General features: G+C 72.1%; 16 protein-coding genes. 12 read left to right on the top strand and 4 right to left on the bottom strand.

Annotated elements, in window-relative coordinates; all coding sequences use genetic code 11:
* Positions 1-53: 53 nt before the first annotated feature.
* The 3 genes from ACFYM0_RS36155 to ACFYM0_RS36145 all read left to right on the top strand — a co-directional run bounded on the left by ACFYM0_RS36155 (position 54) and on the right by ACFYM0_RS36145 (position 2343).
* A complete protein-coding gene (locus ACFYM0_RS36155) occupies positions 54-1433 on the top strand; it encodes an MFS transporter (protein WP_388509419.1) in 1380 nt (459 codons plus the stop codon).
* A gap of 390 nt (positions 1434-1823) precedes the next feature.
* Complete coding sequence (locus ACFYM0_RS36150; protein WP_388509417.1) at positions 1824-2105, top strand: hypothetical protein; 282 nt, start codon at positions 1824-1826, stop codon at positions 2103-2105.
* Positions 2106-2172: 67 nt separating this feature from the next.
* Positions 2173-2343 carry a hypothetical protein gene (locus tag ACFYM0_RS36145; protein ID WP_388509414.1) on the top strand — a complete coding sequence of 57 codons (171 nt, stop codon included), beginning with the start codon at positions 2173-2175 and terminating at the stop codon, positions 2341-2343.
* Between the two features lie 913 nt (positions 2344-3256).
* On the opposite strand, the gene ACFYM0_RS36140 is transcribed toward ACFYM0_RS36145, so the two are convergent.
* Entirely contained in the window at positions 3257-4861 is a 1605-nt protein-coding gene (locus ACFYM0_RS36140; protein ID WP_388509411.1) for an FAD-binding oxidoreductase, read from the bottom strand.
* Positions 4862-4928: 67 nt separating this feature from the next.
* Here ACFYM0_RS36140 and ACFYM0_RS36135 point away from each other — a divergent pair, with 67 nt between their 5' ends.
* Positions 4929-5567, top strand: coding sequence for a TetR/AcrR family transcriptional regulator (locus ACFYM0_RS36135; RefSeq protein WP_388509408.1), 639 nt, complete (start codon positions 4929-4931; stop codon positions 5565-5567).
* A gap of 47 nt (positions 5568-5614) precedes the next feature.
* On the opposite strand, the gene ACFYM0_RS36130 is transcribed toward ACFYM0_RS36135, so the two are convergent.
* On the bottom strand, positions 5615-6409 hold the full coding sequence (locus ACFYM0_RS36130; RefSeq protein ID WP_388509405.1) for an SDR family NAD(P)-dependent oxidoreductase: 795 nt from the start codon (positions 6407-6409) through the stop codon (positions 5615-5617).
* 65 nt (positions 6410-6474) lie between these two features.
* Between ACFYM0_RS36130 and ACFYM0_RS36125 the strand changes: the two genes are divergently transcribed.
* Both ACFYM0_RS36125 and ACFYM0_RS36120 read left to right on the top strand, forming a co-directional pair.
* Entirely contained in the window at positions 6475-7953 is a 1479-nt protein-coding gene (locus ACFYM0_RS36125; RefSeq protein WP_388509403.1) for an amidase, read from the top strand.
* Between the two features lie 8 nt (positions 7954-7961).
* The gene (locus ACFYM0_RS36120; RefSeq protein ID WP_388509401.1) at positions 7962-8522 is read left to right on the top strand and encodes a TetR/AcrR family transcriptional regulator; all 561 of its coding nucleotides are present in this window, start codon (positions 7962-7964) and stop codon (positions 8520-8522) included.
* A gap of 331 nt (positions 8523-8853) precedes the next feature.
* Here ACFYM0_RS36120 and ACFYM0_RS36115 read toward each other — a convergent pair whose 3' ends face one another.
* Together ACFYM0_RS36115 and ACFYM0_RS36110 are read right to left on the bottom strand one after the other, a co-directional pair.
* Positions 8854-9441: a DUF3152 domain-containing protein gene (locus ACFYM0_RS36115; protein ID WP_388509399.1), complete on the bottom strand. Its 588-nt coding sequence runs from the start codon at positions 9439-9441 to the stop codon at positions 8854-8856.
* Positions 9442-9822: 381 nt separating this feature from the next.
* On the bottom strand, positions 9823-10443 hold the full coding sequence (locus ACFYM0_RS36110) for a TetR/AcrR family transcriptional regulator (RefSeq protein WP_388509397.1): 621 nt from the start codon (positions 10441-10443) through the stop codon (positions 9823-9825).
* A gap of 130 nt (positions 10444-10573) precedes the next feature.
* Here ACFYM0_RS36110 and ACFYM0_RS36105 point away from each other — a divergent pair, with 130 nt between their 5' ends.
* Genes ACFYM0_RS36105 through ACFYM0_RS36080 form a run of 6 tightly spaced genes read left to right on the top strand, consistent with a single transcriptional unit; the run spans position 10574 to position 14715 of the window.
* Positions 10574-11218 carry a 2-oxoacid:acceptor oxidoreductase family protein gene (locus ACFYM0_RS36105; protein WP_388509395.1) on the top strand — a complete coding sequence of 215 codons (645 nt, stop codon included), beginning with the start codon at positions 10574-10576 and terminating at the stop codon, positions 11216-11218.
* Positions 11215-11445: a 4Fe-4S dicluster domain-containing protein gene (locus ACFYM0_RS36100; RefSeq protein ID WP_388509393.1), complete on the top strand. Its 231-nt coding sequence runs from the start codon at positions 11215-11217 to the stop codon at positions 11443-11445. Before ACFYM0_RS36105 ends, ACFYM0_RS36100 begins: the two co-directional genes overlap by 4 nt.
* Positions 11445-12542 carry a thiamine pyrophosphate-binding protein gene (locus ACFYM0_RS36095; RefSeq protein WP_388509391.1) on the top strand — a complete coding sequence of 366 codons (1098 nt, stop codon included), beginning with the start codon at positions 11445-11447 and terminating at the stop codon, positions 12540-12542. Before ACFYM0_RS36100 ends, ACFYM0_RS36095 begins: the two co-directional genes overlap by 1 nt.
* Before the next feature lie 29 nt (positions 12543-12571).
* On the top strand, positions 12572-13351 hold the full coding sequence (locus ACFYM0_RS36090) for a thiamine pyrophosphate-dependent enzyme (RefSeq protein WP_388509389.1): 780 nt from the start codon (positions 12572-12574) through the stop codon (positions 13349-13351).
* Entirely contained in the window at positions 13348-14343 is a 996-nt protein-coding gene (locus ACFYM0_RS36085) for a D-2-hydroxyacid dehydrogenase (protein ID WP_388509387.1), read from the top strand. The genes ACFYM0_RS36090 and ACFYM0_RS36085 overlap by 4 nt, the downstream gene beginning before the upstream one ends.
* A 51-nt stretch (positions 14344-14394) precedes the next feature.
* Complete coding sequence (locus ACFYM0_RS36080; protein ID WP_388509384.1) at positions 14395-14715, top strand: hypothetical protein; 321 nt, start codon at positions 14395-14397, stop codon at positions 14713-14715.
* Positions 14716-14744: the final 29 nt, after the last annotated feature.

Here is a 14744-nt window from a genome sequence, read left to right as displayed (position 1 = left end):
CCTCAGCGAGGTTTGACCGTTTTGGATCGATAGATATCCGTAAGGGGTAGGTCATGGCCGAATATGCGAAGGAGCTGTCCACAGGTCCCGTCCCCGAGGGCGGCGCAGGGCACGGGCGCATGGGCCGGATCACAGCCGCCAGTCTCTTCGGCACCGCCATCGAGTTCTATGACTTCTACATCTACGGCATGGCGGCCGCCCTCGTTTTCAACCACGTGTTCTTCCCCGACCTCTCGACGACGAGCGCCCTGCTCGCCTCGTTCTCGACGTTCGGCGTGGCCTTCGTGGCCCGCCCCTTCGGATCGATGCTGTTCGGCCACTTCGGCGACCGCTTCGGGCGCAAGTCCGTCCTGGTCGTGTCCCTGCTGATGATGGGCCTGTCGACCGCGTTCGTCGGCCTTCTGCCCGGCTACTCGCAGTGGGGAATCGCCGCGCCCGTCGTCCTCGTACTCCTCCGGTTCGTCCAGGGCGTCGGACTTGGCGGCGAGTTCGGCGGGGCCGCGCTGCTGGCGGTCGAACACGCGCCTCGCGGGCACCGCGGCAAGTATGGTTCGGCTGCACAACTAGGCGCCCCACTAGGCCTGTTGGTCGCCACCGCAGTGTTCTGGGTCATGTCCTGCGCCTTGCCCGGCGGTGCGTTCATCGCGTGGGGCTGGCGCGTTCCGTTCCTGCTGTCCTTCGCCTTCACCGCCGTCGGACTCGTGGTGCGGCTGAAGGTGGCCGAGACGCCGGTCTTCCGCGCGATGTCACAGGCGCAGGTGCTCAGCCGGGTCCCGGTCAAGGAGGTGCTGCGCAGGAACCCGCGGGAGCTCCTGCTGGGCGCCGGAGCGATGGTCGTGGTCTTCTGCACCTTCTACACCGGCTCCGCCTTCTGCCTCTCCTACGCCACGGGTGCGTTGAAGATCGCGCGCGGCGACATGCTCGCGATCTCCCTGATCGGCTGCCTGACCTTCGCCGCGGGAATCTGGCTGTCCGCGACGGGATCCGACCGCATCGGGCGCAAGCGGATGATGCTGATCGGAGCGGCCGTGTCCGTGCCGTGCGCCCTGGCGGTGTTCCCGCTGATGGACACCCGGCAGATCGTCCTCATCGCGCTGGCGCTGGGCGCACTGAACTTCTGCACGGGCCTGACCTACGGGCCCATCGGCGCCTACCTGCCGGAACTCTTCGGCGCACGGGTCAGGTACACCGGGGCGAGCCTCGCCTACAACCTCGGCGGTGTGCTCGGGGCGGCGGCAGCCCCGCTGATCGCGACCCACCTGCAGGCCTCGTTCGGCTCCTTCTCCGTGGGGCTCTACATGGGCGCGGCGGGCGTCGTCTCCCTGGCCTGCCTCTGTTTCCTCCCGGAGACCGGCCGGCGCGGCCTCGGCCACCAGGCGCAGGACCCGGCCCGCCCGGTCCCGGCCCGCGAGAGTGCAGGCGCTGCCGTCTGAACCCGGGCCGGCCGACGCTCCTTGCGATATCGACGTCATCGTCACCGGCCACTGGCACACCCGGTTCGGCCTGGTGCTGCCCGACCCCAACGGCGAGCCCCGGCCCTTCGTGGAGGCCGGTGGGTACGGCCGGCTCATGGGGGCGGGAGCGTACCGTGTCCACCAACCACCCCGGCACCGGGACCGGCATCGCACCGGACCCCGAGATGCAGCAGCTCGTCTCCTACCGGAACGTCCAGGCGACGGCACGCACCAACGCGACGATCGGCCGACCGGGCGCTCCGTTCCTGCGGGCGAGGAACGCCTCCGGCGAGAGCGACCGCGCTCACCGCAGAGCTGGGCGAGCTGCCCGCGCCGCCGCCCTGCGTGGCCCCGCACAGTATGCCGATCATGGGACGGATGCCGGACCGGGGCTTCACCACGGTCCGGGACGGTTCCGGCGCCGACCACGGACGGGCCGACGCGCAGGCCGAGGTACTGATCCGCGGTCCACGACTGCTGTTCCGCGGGAAGGCGTTGAGCCGGACCGGCGGGCACGGTGACTGCCGCGGCCGCGGCACGCACCGGCACGACGACCCCTTGGGCGCGGGGATCGGCCGGATCGCCGACGACGTCGGCGCCGGACGGGCTGCCGGACGCGACGAACTCCGCGAGGGCGCCCACGACATCTAGGTCATGCCTTCTGACGGCGAACCGCGGGCGATCGCCGGCCGGCGAGGCCCACGAAGCCAACCGGTACGTGGCGGCCCACGCCTGCACCGCGCCGGCCGTCAACCGCGCTCTGCGGGCGGGCGTACGCCCCATCGAGCACGGAATCCCCATCGAGCACGGAATCCCGATCGGCGAACAGGAGAACCCGTCGGCCGTGGTCGAGTACCACCAGCCTCCACCGATCGGCCACGGCACGTAGACCCCGCGGCCGGAGTCCGTCCCCAGCCCTCCCGTGTCCGCGCCGACCCGGATAGCGTGCCGACTGTCGGCCGGGCGGGTGCTCTGGACCCGCTGGACCCCGGTCGGCACACTCCGGCAGCTCAACGGCGAGCACTGCCGGACGGGCCGTCGTCAGGAGCCCCGAGGCGGCCCGGCCGGGTCCCACGACAGGCGGTGGGACCCGGCCCAAGACGACCCGCTCCGCCGTGCTTTGCCTTCCCGCGCCCGGGCACGGCGGGGCGGGTTCATGCCGGTCGGCTCCGGATGCCGCTGAGAGCGCTGCGGGCGCCTCGGCTTCCCACCGCCACGGGTCGTGTCCCGCCTCGCGCGGGAGTCATCGCACCAACAACGACGATGCAGGAGCCCCGACTTGACCCTCACGCCCGGATCGCGCATGCCCGGACGGACCTGGACCGTGCGTCTCACCGGCCATACCGATCACACCGTGTCCGTCACCTGCAGCACCCGGTCCTGCCGCATGCCGGCACGGTCGAATGACACCGCGAGTCTGCGGCGCTTCGCCGCCGAACACGCTCGGGCCCATGCCCGGCTCGCCACGGTCCGCCCCCACGCAGCTTGCTCCTGCCGGGCCGTGCAGTGTCTCTTCCACGAGCCGGGCGTCCGTTGCGGAGGGCCGGTGCTCCTCGTCGTGGTGCACAATCCGGCCGTCGGGCAAGTCTGGACCGTGGCCGAGGTGTGCCAGGCCTGCGCCTCGCGGATCCCGCACCTGTCCATCCTCGCGCGAGCACCGGGCCCGGCTCCCACACCCGAATCGCCGGGCAAGGAGGCCGCGCCCGCGGCCAGGCCGGCGGTCCCGGGCGGCTTCTCCTCGCCGCAAGCCGGTCCCGAGGAGACGACGGGCCGACGCCGTCCCCCGGGCCCCCGCCGTGCCGTCAGTCGACCAGGACGCCGGGGTTGAGGATGCGGTGCGGGTCCAGGGCGTCCTTGGCGGCGCGCAGGGCCAGCGCGAAGGGTTCCGGGCGCTGGCGGTCGTAGGCGGCGCGGTGGTCGCGCCCGACGGCGTGGTGGTGGGTGATCGTGGCACGGTGGCGGTGCAGCACGTCGTTCGCGACGGCCTTGATGTCGTCCCAGATCCGGACTTCCTCGCCGGGGCGGCCGGCGACCGCCACGGTGAAGTACGGGGCGGCCCCGTCGGGATAGACGTGGGTGAGTCGGCAGTTGACGGTCGCCCGGTGTCCGGTGGCCTTCAGCGCCGCGGCCGCGACCTCGGTGCGGACGGCCTCGATCAGCGTGGGGATCCGGTCCCAGGTTGCGGCGGTCTCGAAGGTCTCGACGACGGCGCCCATGCGTGCCAGGCCGTCGCGCAGGTAGGGCATGCGCAGGAACGCCGTACGCCAGGCGCTCACGGCCGCGTCGGCCGGGCCTTCGCGGTTCGCAGTGGCCGCCCCGCCGTGGCCGCCGTGGGCGCGGGCCAGATCGAGGGCGCCGGCGAGGCGGTCGTCGACGGGGCCGGTGGCGGACTCGAAACCGAGGACCAGGACGGTCGAGCCGTCGTGGGCGGCGCCGGAGAACAGGGCTTCGCCGGGGTCGAGCAGACGGCAGTTGGCGGGGGCGAGGTCGGACTGCGCGATGGCCCGTACCGCGTCCAGCGCACGCTGGAAGTCGGCGAAGGCCACGGACGCGGACGCTTTGTGGCGGGGGCGCTCCTGCAGGCGCATCCAGGCCTCGGTGATGACGCCGAGCGCGCCCTCGGATCCGAGGAACAGCCGGTCGGGCGAGGGGCCAGCCCCGGATGCGGGCAGCCGCCAGGACGTGCTCACTCCGGCTGGGGTGACCACTTCCAGGGACTGGACGAAGTCGTCGATGTGAGTCCGGCCGGTTGCGTAGTGGCCGCCGGCGCGGGTGGCCAGCCAGCCGCCGAGAGTGGAGAACTCGAAGCTCTGCGGGAAGTGGCGCAGAGTCAGGCCGTGGGGCCGTAGCTGGTCCTCCAGGACGGGGCCGAGGGCGCCGGCCTGGATCCGGGCGGCGCGGCCGGCGGTGTCGATCTCCAGGACCCGGTCCATGGCGGTCAGGTCGAGCGAGAGCACCGCGCGGTGGGCGTCACCGCGGTACTCCACGCCGCCGACCACGGAGGATCCGCCGCCGAAGGGGATGACGGCCACACCGCGCCCGCCGGCCCAGTCCAGCAGGTCGGCCACCTCCCGGCTCCCGGTCGGGTGGGCCACGAGGTCGGGGATCCGGCCCGGCCGGCCGCGCAGGGCGCGGATGACGTCGCGGTAGGCCTTGCCCATGGAGTGGGCGGCGCGCACCCGCGGGTCGGCGGTGACGATGTGTGCCAGGGAGGGTGGGGGCGTCACCGCGGGTGGGGCGATGGACAGGTCGGCAACACGGGGTATCGGCAGCGGTGCGGCAAGGGTCCCCGGCAGCAGGGAGCCCATGGCGGCGCACTCGGCGTCGTCGGTGCGGGCGTCGGTGTAGCCCCAGCCCCACCAGGAGCGGAGACGGGTACTTCGGGGGTCGGACGTGGTAGCAGGCATGGCGCGCTCCAGCGAGGTCCAGGTAATTTACCCAACGGTAAATTACCTTAGGGTAAGATCTGACCTCATGACAACGCCATCCTCCCGGGCCGGCACCAAGGGCGTGCCCAGAGCCGATCGTGAACGGCAGGTCCTGGCCGCGGCCACCGAGGAGTTCGGCCGCCACGGCTACGAGGCCACCACGGTGGCCGCCGTCGCTGCCCGCGTCGGTGTCACCAAGCCGCTCCTGCACCAGTACTTCGGCAGCAAGCAGGACCTCTACCTCGCCTGCCTAGACCCGGTCGGCGACCGGCTGGTGGGTGCCATCCGCAGCGCCATGGCCGAGCACGACGGCGGCGCACCACCCACGCCCCTGCGCGTGCTGAACGCCCTGTTCGACGCCCTCGACGGACAGCGCGAGGCCTGGTTCGTCCTCTACGACTCCTCGCTGCCGCCCGACAGCGAGGCCGCCCGCAGCGCCGCGTACTACCGCGACACCATCGACGACCTCGCCGCCACCGGCACCGCCGAACTCCTGCGCACGGCCGGCTCCCACGATCCGCTCGACGCCGACGCCCTCAAGTACGCGTGGCGCGGCCTGTGCACCGCTCTCGTCCGCTGGTGGATCGAGCATCCGGACCAGACGCCCGAGGCCATGGCCCGGCGCTGCGCACGGCTCACCGCAGCCGCCGGCGTGATGCTCACCGCCGGCGGCGACCACACGTGAGCCGTACCGGCACGTGAGCCGTACCGGCTTGAGGCCGACGGCTCCGGTCAGCGCTTGTCGCGCTGCGCCTCGGTGATTTGCCGCAGGAGCACGTCGGGCGCCGCCTTGCGCTGGACAGCGGCGCCGAAGGCGGGGAAGAGGCCGCCGATGGCGCTGCCCAGGCGCAGTTCGACCGGTGCGACGTTGACCTCGGTCCGGTTGCGTTCGATCGCCCTGACGGTGGCGGCCGCGACCTGCTCGGGGCTGACGGTGCGTATGCCGCCGGGCGGTGTGGCGCCGGTTTCGGCGAACATCCCCGCTTCTCGTACGAAGCCCGGCTGTACGAGGGACACGCCGACACCCGAGCCGTGCAGGTCCTGGCGCAGTGCGAGGGCGAATCCGCGCAGCCCGAACTTAGCGGTGCTGTAGAGCGAGGTGGCCGGGGACGCGGTCCGGCCCGAGATGGACCCGATCATCACCAGGTGACCGCGGCCCTGCGCCACCATCCGCGGTGCCAGCAGGCGGGAGAGCATCAGCGGTGCGCGCAGGTTCACGTCCAGCGACCGGTCGATCTGCTCGGTGGTGTAGTCGAGCAGTTCACCGCTGGCCGGCAGCGCGGCGTTGGCGACCAGGATGTCCACGGGGCCGGCCTGCTCGACCAGGAGCTCGACCGCATCGCGGTCGCCGAGGTCCGCGACCACGGCGCGGGCGCCCAAGGTCTTCTCGAGTCGCCCGAGGGCGTCGGCCCGCCTTCCGGTGACCACCAGATCGGCGCCTCTGGCGACCAGCGCCCGGGCCAGGGCATGGCCGATGCCGCCACTGGCGCCGGTGAGAAGAACGGTCGATCCGCTGATGTTCGTCAAAGCATCCTCCACTACTGTTCGTTCGAACGAACAATGAACAGTAGTGGCGCTCGGAGGGAAAGACGATGCCTGATTCCGGTCACGCCGGCCTGATCGGCCGGACAGCCGCTCTCGCGGGTGGACACGTCTCCTCACGAGCCCTGGTCGAGGAGGCGCTCTCACGCATCGAGGCCACTCAGCCGACCCTCAACGCCTTCCGCCGGGTACGAGCCGATGCGGCCCTGGCCGAGGCCGATGCCGCCGACCGGCGCCTGGCGGCCGGGGAGCGGCTGCCGCTGCTCGGCGTCCCGATCGCCGTCAAGGACGACACGGACGTGGCCGGCGAGCCGACCGCCTTCGGGTGCGACGGGGATTTCCCTCCCAAAGCGGCCGATGGCGAGGCGGTCCGCCGTCTGAAGGCCGCGGGGGCGGTCATCGTCGGCAAGACCAACACGCCCGAACTGGGGCAGTGGCCCTTCACCGAGGGAACCGCGTTCGGCGTTACCCGCAACCCCTGGAATCCGGACCACACCCCCGGAGGCTCGTCCGGCGGCTCCGCCGCCGCCGTGGCGGCCGGCCTGGTCCCCGCCGCCCTGGGATCCGATGGCGCGGGCTCCATCCGGATCCCCGCCGCCTGGACCCATCTGGTCGGGATCAAGCCGCAACGGGGACGGATATCCACCTGGCCCGACCCCGAATCCTTCCACGGACTGACGGTGTTCGGCCCGCTCGCCCGCACCGTGGCCGACGCCGCCCTGCTCCTGGACGCCGCCTCCGGAAACCACCGGCACGACCTCCACCAGCCCCCGCCGGGCGAGATGCTGCCAGCCGCCCACCGGGACCCGGGCCGGCTGCGGATCGCCTTGTCGCTGCGCAGCGCCTTCGCCGCCACCCGGACGCCGCTGGAACCCGAGGCGCGCCGCGCGACCCTGAACCTGGCCGAGACCCTGTCGGCCCTCGGCCACCACGTCATCGAGGCCGAGCCGCGCTACGGCCTCATCGGGCTGACCCAGGCGCCCCGGGGCTTGGCCGGCATCCGCGACTGGAGCGAGCGCACGCCGGACCGTGTCCTCCTCGACCCCCGGACCCGCAGCAACGCCCGCCTCGGACGCATGCTCGCCGGACCCGCCCTGCGCGCGGCCCGCGCCGCCGAACACCGCCTGCGACACCGGGTCGGGGCGATCTTTCGGCACGTCGACGTGATCCTCACCCCGACCACGGCCACCCCGCCCCCGCGCATCGGCGCGTCCACGGGCCTGTCCAACTCCCGTACCAACCAGGCGATGATCGCGTCCTGCCCCTACGCCTGGCCCTGGAACGTCCTCGGCTGGCCCGCCATCGGCATCCCGGCCGGCTTCACCACCTCCGGGCTCCCGCTGGGGGCGCAACTCCTCGGCCCCGCACACAGCGAACCCCGCCTCATCTCCCTCGCCGCCCAACTCGAGGAAGACCTGCGCTGGTACGAACACCGCCCCGACCCCGACCGCTTCGACGGCGGGTCCCCCTGCCGCCCGCGGGCCAACGCCGGGACACACCGCAGCTCCGGAGGGTCGGCCATGGGATGATGGGTTCCATGGCGAACCCCTCCCAGACCAAGGAACGCATCGTCGCGGCCACACTGCGGATCATCGGTGAGGACGGCGTGGCCGCGGTCACCAACCGCCGCGTCGCCCAGGAAGCCGAGGTCTCCCTCGGCTCGATCACCTACCACTTCGCCACCCAGAACGACCTGTTGCGCGAGAGCCTGCACGCCTTCGTCGTCCAGGAGACCCGCCGCTTCACCGACCTCGCCCAACTGCACTGCACGGGCCCCACCACCCCGCAGGAGGCCGCGGCGCTGGTCGGCCAGGTCGCTGCCGACACCGCCTTCGACAGCGAGCACATCGCACCCTTCGAGCTCTACATCCAAGCCGGCCGTGACCCCCAGCTGAGGGCCGCCGCAGCCGAGTGCTTCGCAGCCTACGACCAACTCGCGGCGTCCATCCTGGGCGCCCTGGGCGTGCCGGACCCCGAACGCATGGCCGGACCCGTCGTCGCGCTGGTCATCGGTCTGCAACTCCGCCGCCTGGCCACCGGCGCCGCCACCGATGAACTGGTCGACGCACTCCTCCTCCTGACGGGCACCCACAGCTGAGCAGTTCGGCACCGTCGGACAGCCGGGCGCACCACTCGCCGCACGGTGCAGTCGCCCGCGTTCCCATTGCGGTGCGGCGCATCCCGGTCGGTGACGGGTTCGACGGACGGCGCCACGGCCGTTCGCATGTCTCCGGAGGCGTAGACGTGGAACGGGTCGAATCCCCAGCTCGTGCGCCAGTCGGCACTGTCCAGGGGGCCGAAGACCGCCTTGCAGATGAGGCTCCGGCCCCGGCCCGGGGGACTGAAACCGTCCGGCGGGCGGCATGCCGGGACCTGGTCCGGACCCAGCGGACTCCTCCCACCGGCGGAGGCGGGGCTCGATCGTGTGATCAGTTGTCGGGGTAGGGCCAGGGGTTCGGTCGACAGCTGATGCCGTTCAGTGTGAGGCTCTTGGTCTGCTGCTGCATTACGGGCGCCGGTGTACCCGGTGTCCCGCAGTTCTGGTGCCGGTGGCCGATCCGATGTCCCACTTCGTGGTTGATGAGCATCTGCCGGTATTCGAAGATCTTTTCAGGGCCGAAGGTGGGTGAGCCCTGTGCCCAGCGGAAGGCATTGATCATGATTCTTTTCGTGGATGCGGAGTCGCACGACACGTTGGAGACCGTCGTGTCCAGGCCTGATTTGGCACACCATGCGGCGGTCGTGCCCGGGCTGGCGAGCGTGATCACGAACTCGGCGTTCCGGGAGTCGGTCTGGCGGAAGTGGAATTTTCCCTTCCCTGCCCAGCTCCTGGCGTCGTCCAAGGTGCGCTGGACGGCCTCGGCGAAGAGGCCGGCGTCGAGGCCGAGCCCGTCCTCGACCTCTACCCGGTAGCTGATCGTTCTGCCCCTGCCGGGATCCGCGTCCCGGTGCACCGGGGCTTCGGCGAAGGTCCCGGCGCCGTGTGCGTCCGGTGCCATGCCGTACAGCTCGGACATCCTCGCCTCGTACGACCGCTCGGGCACGACGGCGGCCGGGACGGTGGCCGGCGCGGCGTTGGCCGACGAGGGCCTCATGCCGAACGGTCCGCCGTAGGCCAACAAGGCGGCGACCAGGGCCGCCGCACACATGCAGACCCGTGCGTGAAGATTCTTCCAGGTAGGGACCGTCGCCCTTCCGCTGCTTCTCTTTCTCACCGTTTCCAACCCATGCCGTCGCGGTCCCCTACCGCGTAGAGGAGTGTCCAGTGCCAGACAACCGCGCCGCGGCTTAAGGCAGCGCTACGGCAAGGTCGCGCGCGGCCCTACCCGGCCGGTCCCCGCGGAGCGACCGACGGCATCGGGGGGAGCAAGGAAAGAGACAGATGGGCCCGGGACGGTTCAGCGGGACGTGTCCGGACTCCGGTCCCCGGTGCCGCGCAGTCCGTTCAGGACGAACGCGGTCAGGTGGTCGGTGTCCGCGCGGCCCGGACGGGTGCCGTCGCGCAGGTGTTGGTGCAGGGCGGCGACCGTGAGGAGGTAGACGGTCCGCGCGTCACGTTCGATGTCGCCGCGTTGCTCCGCCCCGGACCGCGGGCCCCCGTCGTCCGCCCCGCGCAGGGCGGCGACCAGCGGTTCGAGCATCGTCCGCTCGGAGGCGCGCTGCTCCTCGGGGAAACGCGCGGCGAGCCGGTCCACGTGCGTCAGGAACGGCCGGGTGCGTGCCGCGGCCAGGGGGTCGCCAGCCTGGCCGAGTACGCCCTCCACCCAGGACCGCACCGCGGCCGCCGGCGTCGCCGCTCCGGACATCCGGCGGCGCAGGTGCCCGGCCATGCGGCGGCGCCCGTCGTCGAGCATGGCGATGAACAGGTCGTCCTTGGAACGGAAATGCCGGTAGAACGCCTGGTTGGACAGCCCCGCCTCGCACAGCAGGTCGCGCATCGTGAGGTCGAGCGCCCCGGTCCGCTCGACGACCGCGTAGGCCGCCTCGATCAGCTGTGCCCGGACCTCCGGCTCTCCCATGGGCCCTCCCCTCTCGTGGCGTCCAAGAGATGTTGCCACAGCACCCTGGCCCTTGAGAACGTTGTTCCCTATGCTGCCGGAACAACGTTCTGAAGATCCGTCAGAAACGATCGCGGGAGTCGGTGGCGAGATGGAACGAGAGCTGTTGATCGCGGGCATCGGGGGCCAGGGAGTCCAACTGGCCGGTCGGCTCCTGGCCCTTTCCCTGACGTCCGCGGGCCGCGACGTGCAACTCTTCGGCAGCTATGGCGGAATGATGCGCGGCGGCAACACGGAAGTGACCCTGGTCGTCGGCCGGAGCGCGGTCCAGAGCCCTCCCACCGTCTCACCTGCCTGGTCCGCCATCGTGATGCACGACGCCTATGCGGGAGGCATCGAGGACCGGATCCGTCCCGGCGGCCTGCTCGTGGTCAACAGCACCGTCTGCCGTCCGCCGCGGCACGACGGCGAAGCGCCGGCGGAACCACCGGACGCACCACCACCGGGAGGCCCGGGCCGGGGCCTGCTGCCGGACACGGCGGTCCGTACGCTCGCGGTCCCCGCGACCCGTCTCGCCACCGAGCTGGGCTCGGTCGCCGCGGCGACGATGGTCGCGCTCGGCGCGTACGTCGCGGCCACGGACATCGTCGGTCTCGCCGACCTGTTACTGGCCCTGCCGGAGGCGCTGCCCCGGTACCGCCACGAGCAACTCCCCGTCGACGCCGAGGCGCTGGCGGCGGGGTTCGGCGCGGTACCGGTCCGCTGCCGGCCGGCCTGGGCGGAGGTGCCCGTATGAGCAGGGGAACCCTGGTCATCGACCGCGAGGCGTGCAAGGGCTGCGAACTGTGCATAGCGGCCTGTCCGCCGGGCGTGCTCGTCATGACCGCCGACGAGGTCAACACACGGGGCCACCGCTACCCCTTGCTGCTGCCCGGCTGCATCGCCTGTCAGGCCTGCACGGCGATCTGCCCCGACTTCGTCTTCCAGGTCTACCGTTACGAAGCCCCGGAAGCGAGCCGGTGATGGCCGGCCGCGCCCTGCTGATGGCCGGTTCCGAGGCGATCGCCGCCACGATGGTGGCGGCCGGCTGCCGGTTCTTCGCGGGCTATCCGATGACCCCGTTCACCGAGGTCCTCGAAGCGATGGCCCGGCGCCTGCCCCCTGCCGGGGGGACCTGCGTGAACGCGGAGAGCGAGCTGGAGGCGATCGGCATGTGCTGGGGGGCCGCCGCGACCGGGACCCCGGCCGCGACCGGCTCGACGGGTCAGGGGCTCGCCCTGATGCAGGAGTCCCTGGCCGAGATGACCCTCGCCCGGCTGCCCCTGGTCGTCCTGAACATGGCCCGCGGGCAGGGTGATTACTTCCAGAGCACGCGGGGCGGCGGTCACGGCGACTACCGACTGCCCGTCCTGGCTCCGCTGGACGTGGTCGAGGCCGTCGCACACGTGACGCAGGCGTTCGCATGGGCCGAGCAGTGGCGCACGCCCGTCCTGGTCCTCGGGGACTACTACCTCGCCCACACGCACCGTTCGGTGGCCCTACCCGAACCGGCGTTCCCGGCCCGGCCCCCGTGGGCGGTCGGCGGTCGCACCGGCGGTACGGGGCAGGCCACGCTCGTCTCCCCGCTGGGCACGGCGAAACAGCGCGACGGCCTCGGCACCGAGACCGGCTACGACCTGTCGGTCCACTACCGCGCGTGCGCGGCGCGGACCGAGCAGATGCTCCACGGCATCACACCCCGCGTGGAAGCCGAGTCGGTCGAGGACGCCGAAGTGGTCGTCGTCGCCTACGGCACGCCGGCGGTGTACCTACGCGCCGCCGTCCGGGAGCTGCGCCGGAGGGGCCTGCGCGTCGGCTTCGTCCGGCCCGTCACCCTGGTCCCGTTCCCCTACACGGAGATCGCGAGCCTCACCCGGGCCGCACGTGCGGTGGCGGTCTACGAGAACAACACCGGCCAGGCCGTCGACGACGTACGGCTCGCGGTGAACGGCCGTATCCCCGTCGAGTTCATCGGAGGCCTGTCGACGGACCCCTCCGGCTTCGGGATCGCCCCCGATCTGGACGTCCGGCTGCTGGGGGAGCGGATCACCGAGCGCTTCGCCCTGGCGGTGACGCGATGACCGTCCCGCGCCGCCCCCTCCTTCCCATCGTGGGGACCGACAGTCCGCCGGCCTGCGGTGCCCGGCTCGTCCACGACTTCGCCCCCGAGCTGATCGGCTCGCGCACCCACCAGTTGTGTCCCGGGTGCGGGGAGCCGATCGCACTGCGGGCGGTCGTCGAGGCGATCGCGGAGCTGGGCGCGACCGATTCCAGCGTGGCCGTGTTCGGCATCGGCTGCTCCACCGCCTTCTCCGACAACCTCGACGTCGAAGTCGTCCAGGCCCTGCACGGACGCGCTCCGTCCGTCGCGACGGGCGTCAAACGCACGCGCCCGGACCTGACGGTGCTGACCGTGCAGGGCGACGGCGACATGGCCAGCGAAGGTCTGCAGGAAGTGCTGCACGCCGCGGCCCGAGGCGAGCGCATCACCTGCTTCATGCTCAACAACGGCGTGTTCGGGGAGACCGGAGGCCACATGACGGCCACCACCGTCCTCGGGCAGCGCACCAAGAACACCCCCGACGGCCGCGACGCCGCCCGCGACGGCCACCCGATCCGGCTCGCCGAACTCGTGGCCGCGCTGGACGGCTCCGTCTACGTGGCGCGCGGGGCGGTCGATACGGCCCCCCACGTGCGCCGGACCAAGCGCACGGTCCTGCGGGCGCTCCGGGCGCAGCAGCACGGCTTCTCCTTCGTGGAGATCCTGACGATGTGCCCGACCGGCTGGCTCGTGGAAACGACCCGGGCCCCCGCCTACCTGGCCGACCACCACGCACAGGTGCACACCCTGGGCGTACTGAAGGACCTGCCCGGGGAGGCGCGGCCATGACCCGGGACGAACGCATCGTCGTCGGCCTCGCCTACCCGCCCGAGTGGGACCGGCGCCCGGCCGGGACGATCGCGAGGGACGTGCGTTCCGTCGCCGAGGTCGACCGGCGCGTGGTGCTCACACACTGCCGGCTGGACGCCGGGGACGAACGATCGGCCGCCCTCGTCCGCGACCTGGACGTGGTGGTCGCGCTCAGTCTGCCCTCCGACGTCCTGCGGATCGCGCCCCGGTTGCGCTGGGTACAGTCCGTGGGCGCAGGCGTGGGCGGTCTGGTCTCCCGCGACGTCACCGCCGCGGGCATCCGTGTGACCTCTGCGTCCGGGGTCAACGCGGTGGCGGTGGCGGAGTTCGCCTTCGCACGCGTCCTCGCCCACTTCAAGCGGTTCGACGAACTGCGCCGGCTACAGGCGGAACACCGGTGGAGCCCCTGTCACGGCACCCAGCTCGCGGGCAAGACCCTGGGCGTACTGGGGTTCGGCGCGATCGGAGTCGAGGTGGCCCTACGGGCCCGTGCGTTCGGCATGTCCGTGACTGCGGTCCGCCGACGTGTCGACCGGCCGTCCCCACATGCCGACCGGGTGTACGGGCCGCACGAGACGCACGCGATGCTTGCCGAGTGCGACGCGGTGGTCGCCGCGCTGCCGGAATCCGCGGCCACCGCGGAGGTGATGGACGCCGATGCTTTCGCCGCCATGCGGCCGGGCGCCTTCTTCTGCAACGTCGGTCGGGGCTCAGCCGTCGTCGAGCAGGCGATGGCGGCGGCCCTGCGGTCGGGACACCTCGGCGGAGCCGCGATCGACGTCGCCCGCCGCGAGCCGCTGCCCACGGACGACCCCCTGTGGGACGTACCCCGCCTGGTGATCTCGCCGCATTCCGCGACGGCCGCCGACGCGCACTTCGCAGGACTCTACGGGCTGCTGCGGGACAACCTCGCCCGCTTCCTGAGCGGCCGCCCGCTGATCAACGAGGTCGACCCGGAGCGCGGCTACTGAACGTGCCGTGCGGTTAGGGGCGCAACCGAAGGACCGACGTAAGGAGACGCCGTGACACAGGACAGGGCCCTCGGCGGCATCGGCAGCCGAATCCTCTTCGAGAACGACCGGGTACGGGTGTGGGAACTGCGCCTGGCACCGGGAGAGCGGAGCGACGTGCACCGGCACGAACTCGACCACGTCCTCATCCAGATCGCCGGCGACCGGATCGCCGTACACCCGGAGCCCGACACCGAGGGACCGTACCGCGACCACCTCGAAGCGGACGTGGTGCCGGGTGCGGCGGTCTACGTCGGCCGCGGCGGCGTCGAAACGGCGGTCAACCCCGGTGCATGCCCGTACCACGAGGTCATCGTCGAACTGAAGACGTGAACGGCGGTCCGCCCGAGGTGCGACGGACC

The organism is Streptomyces sp. NPDC006487 (genome assembly GCF_042870555.1).
Classification (GTDB): domain Bacteria; phylum Actinomycetota; class Actinomycetes; order Streptomycetales; family Streptomycetaceae; genus Streptomyces.
Note: the sequence above shows the minus strand (reverse complement) of the source record. Positions and strands in the feature narration are given on the sequence as shown.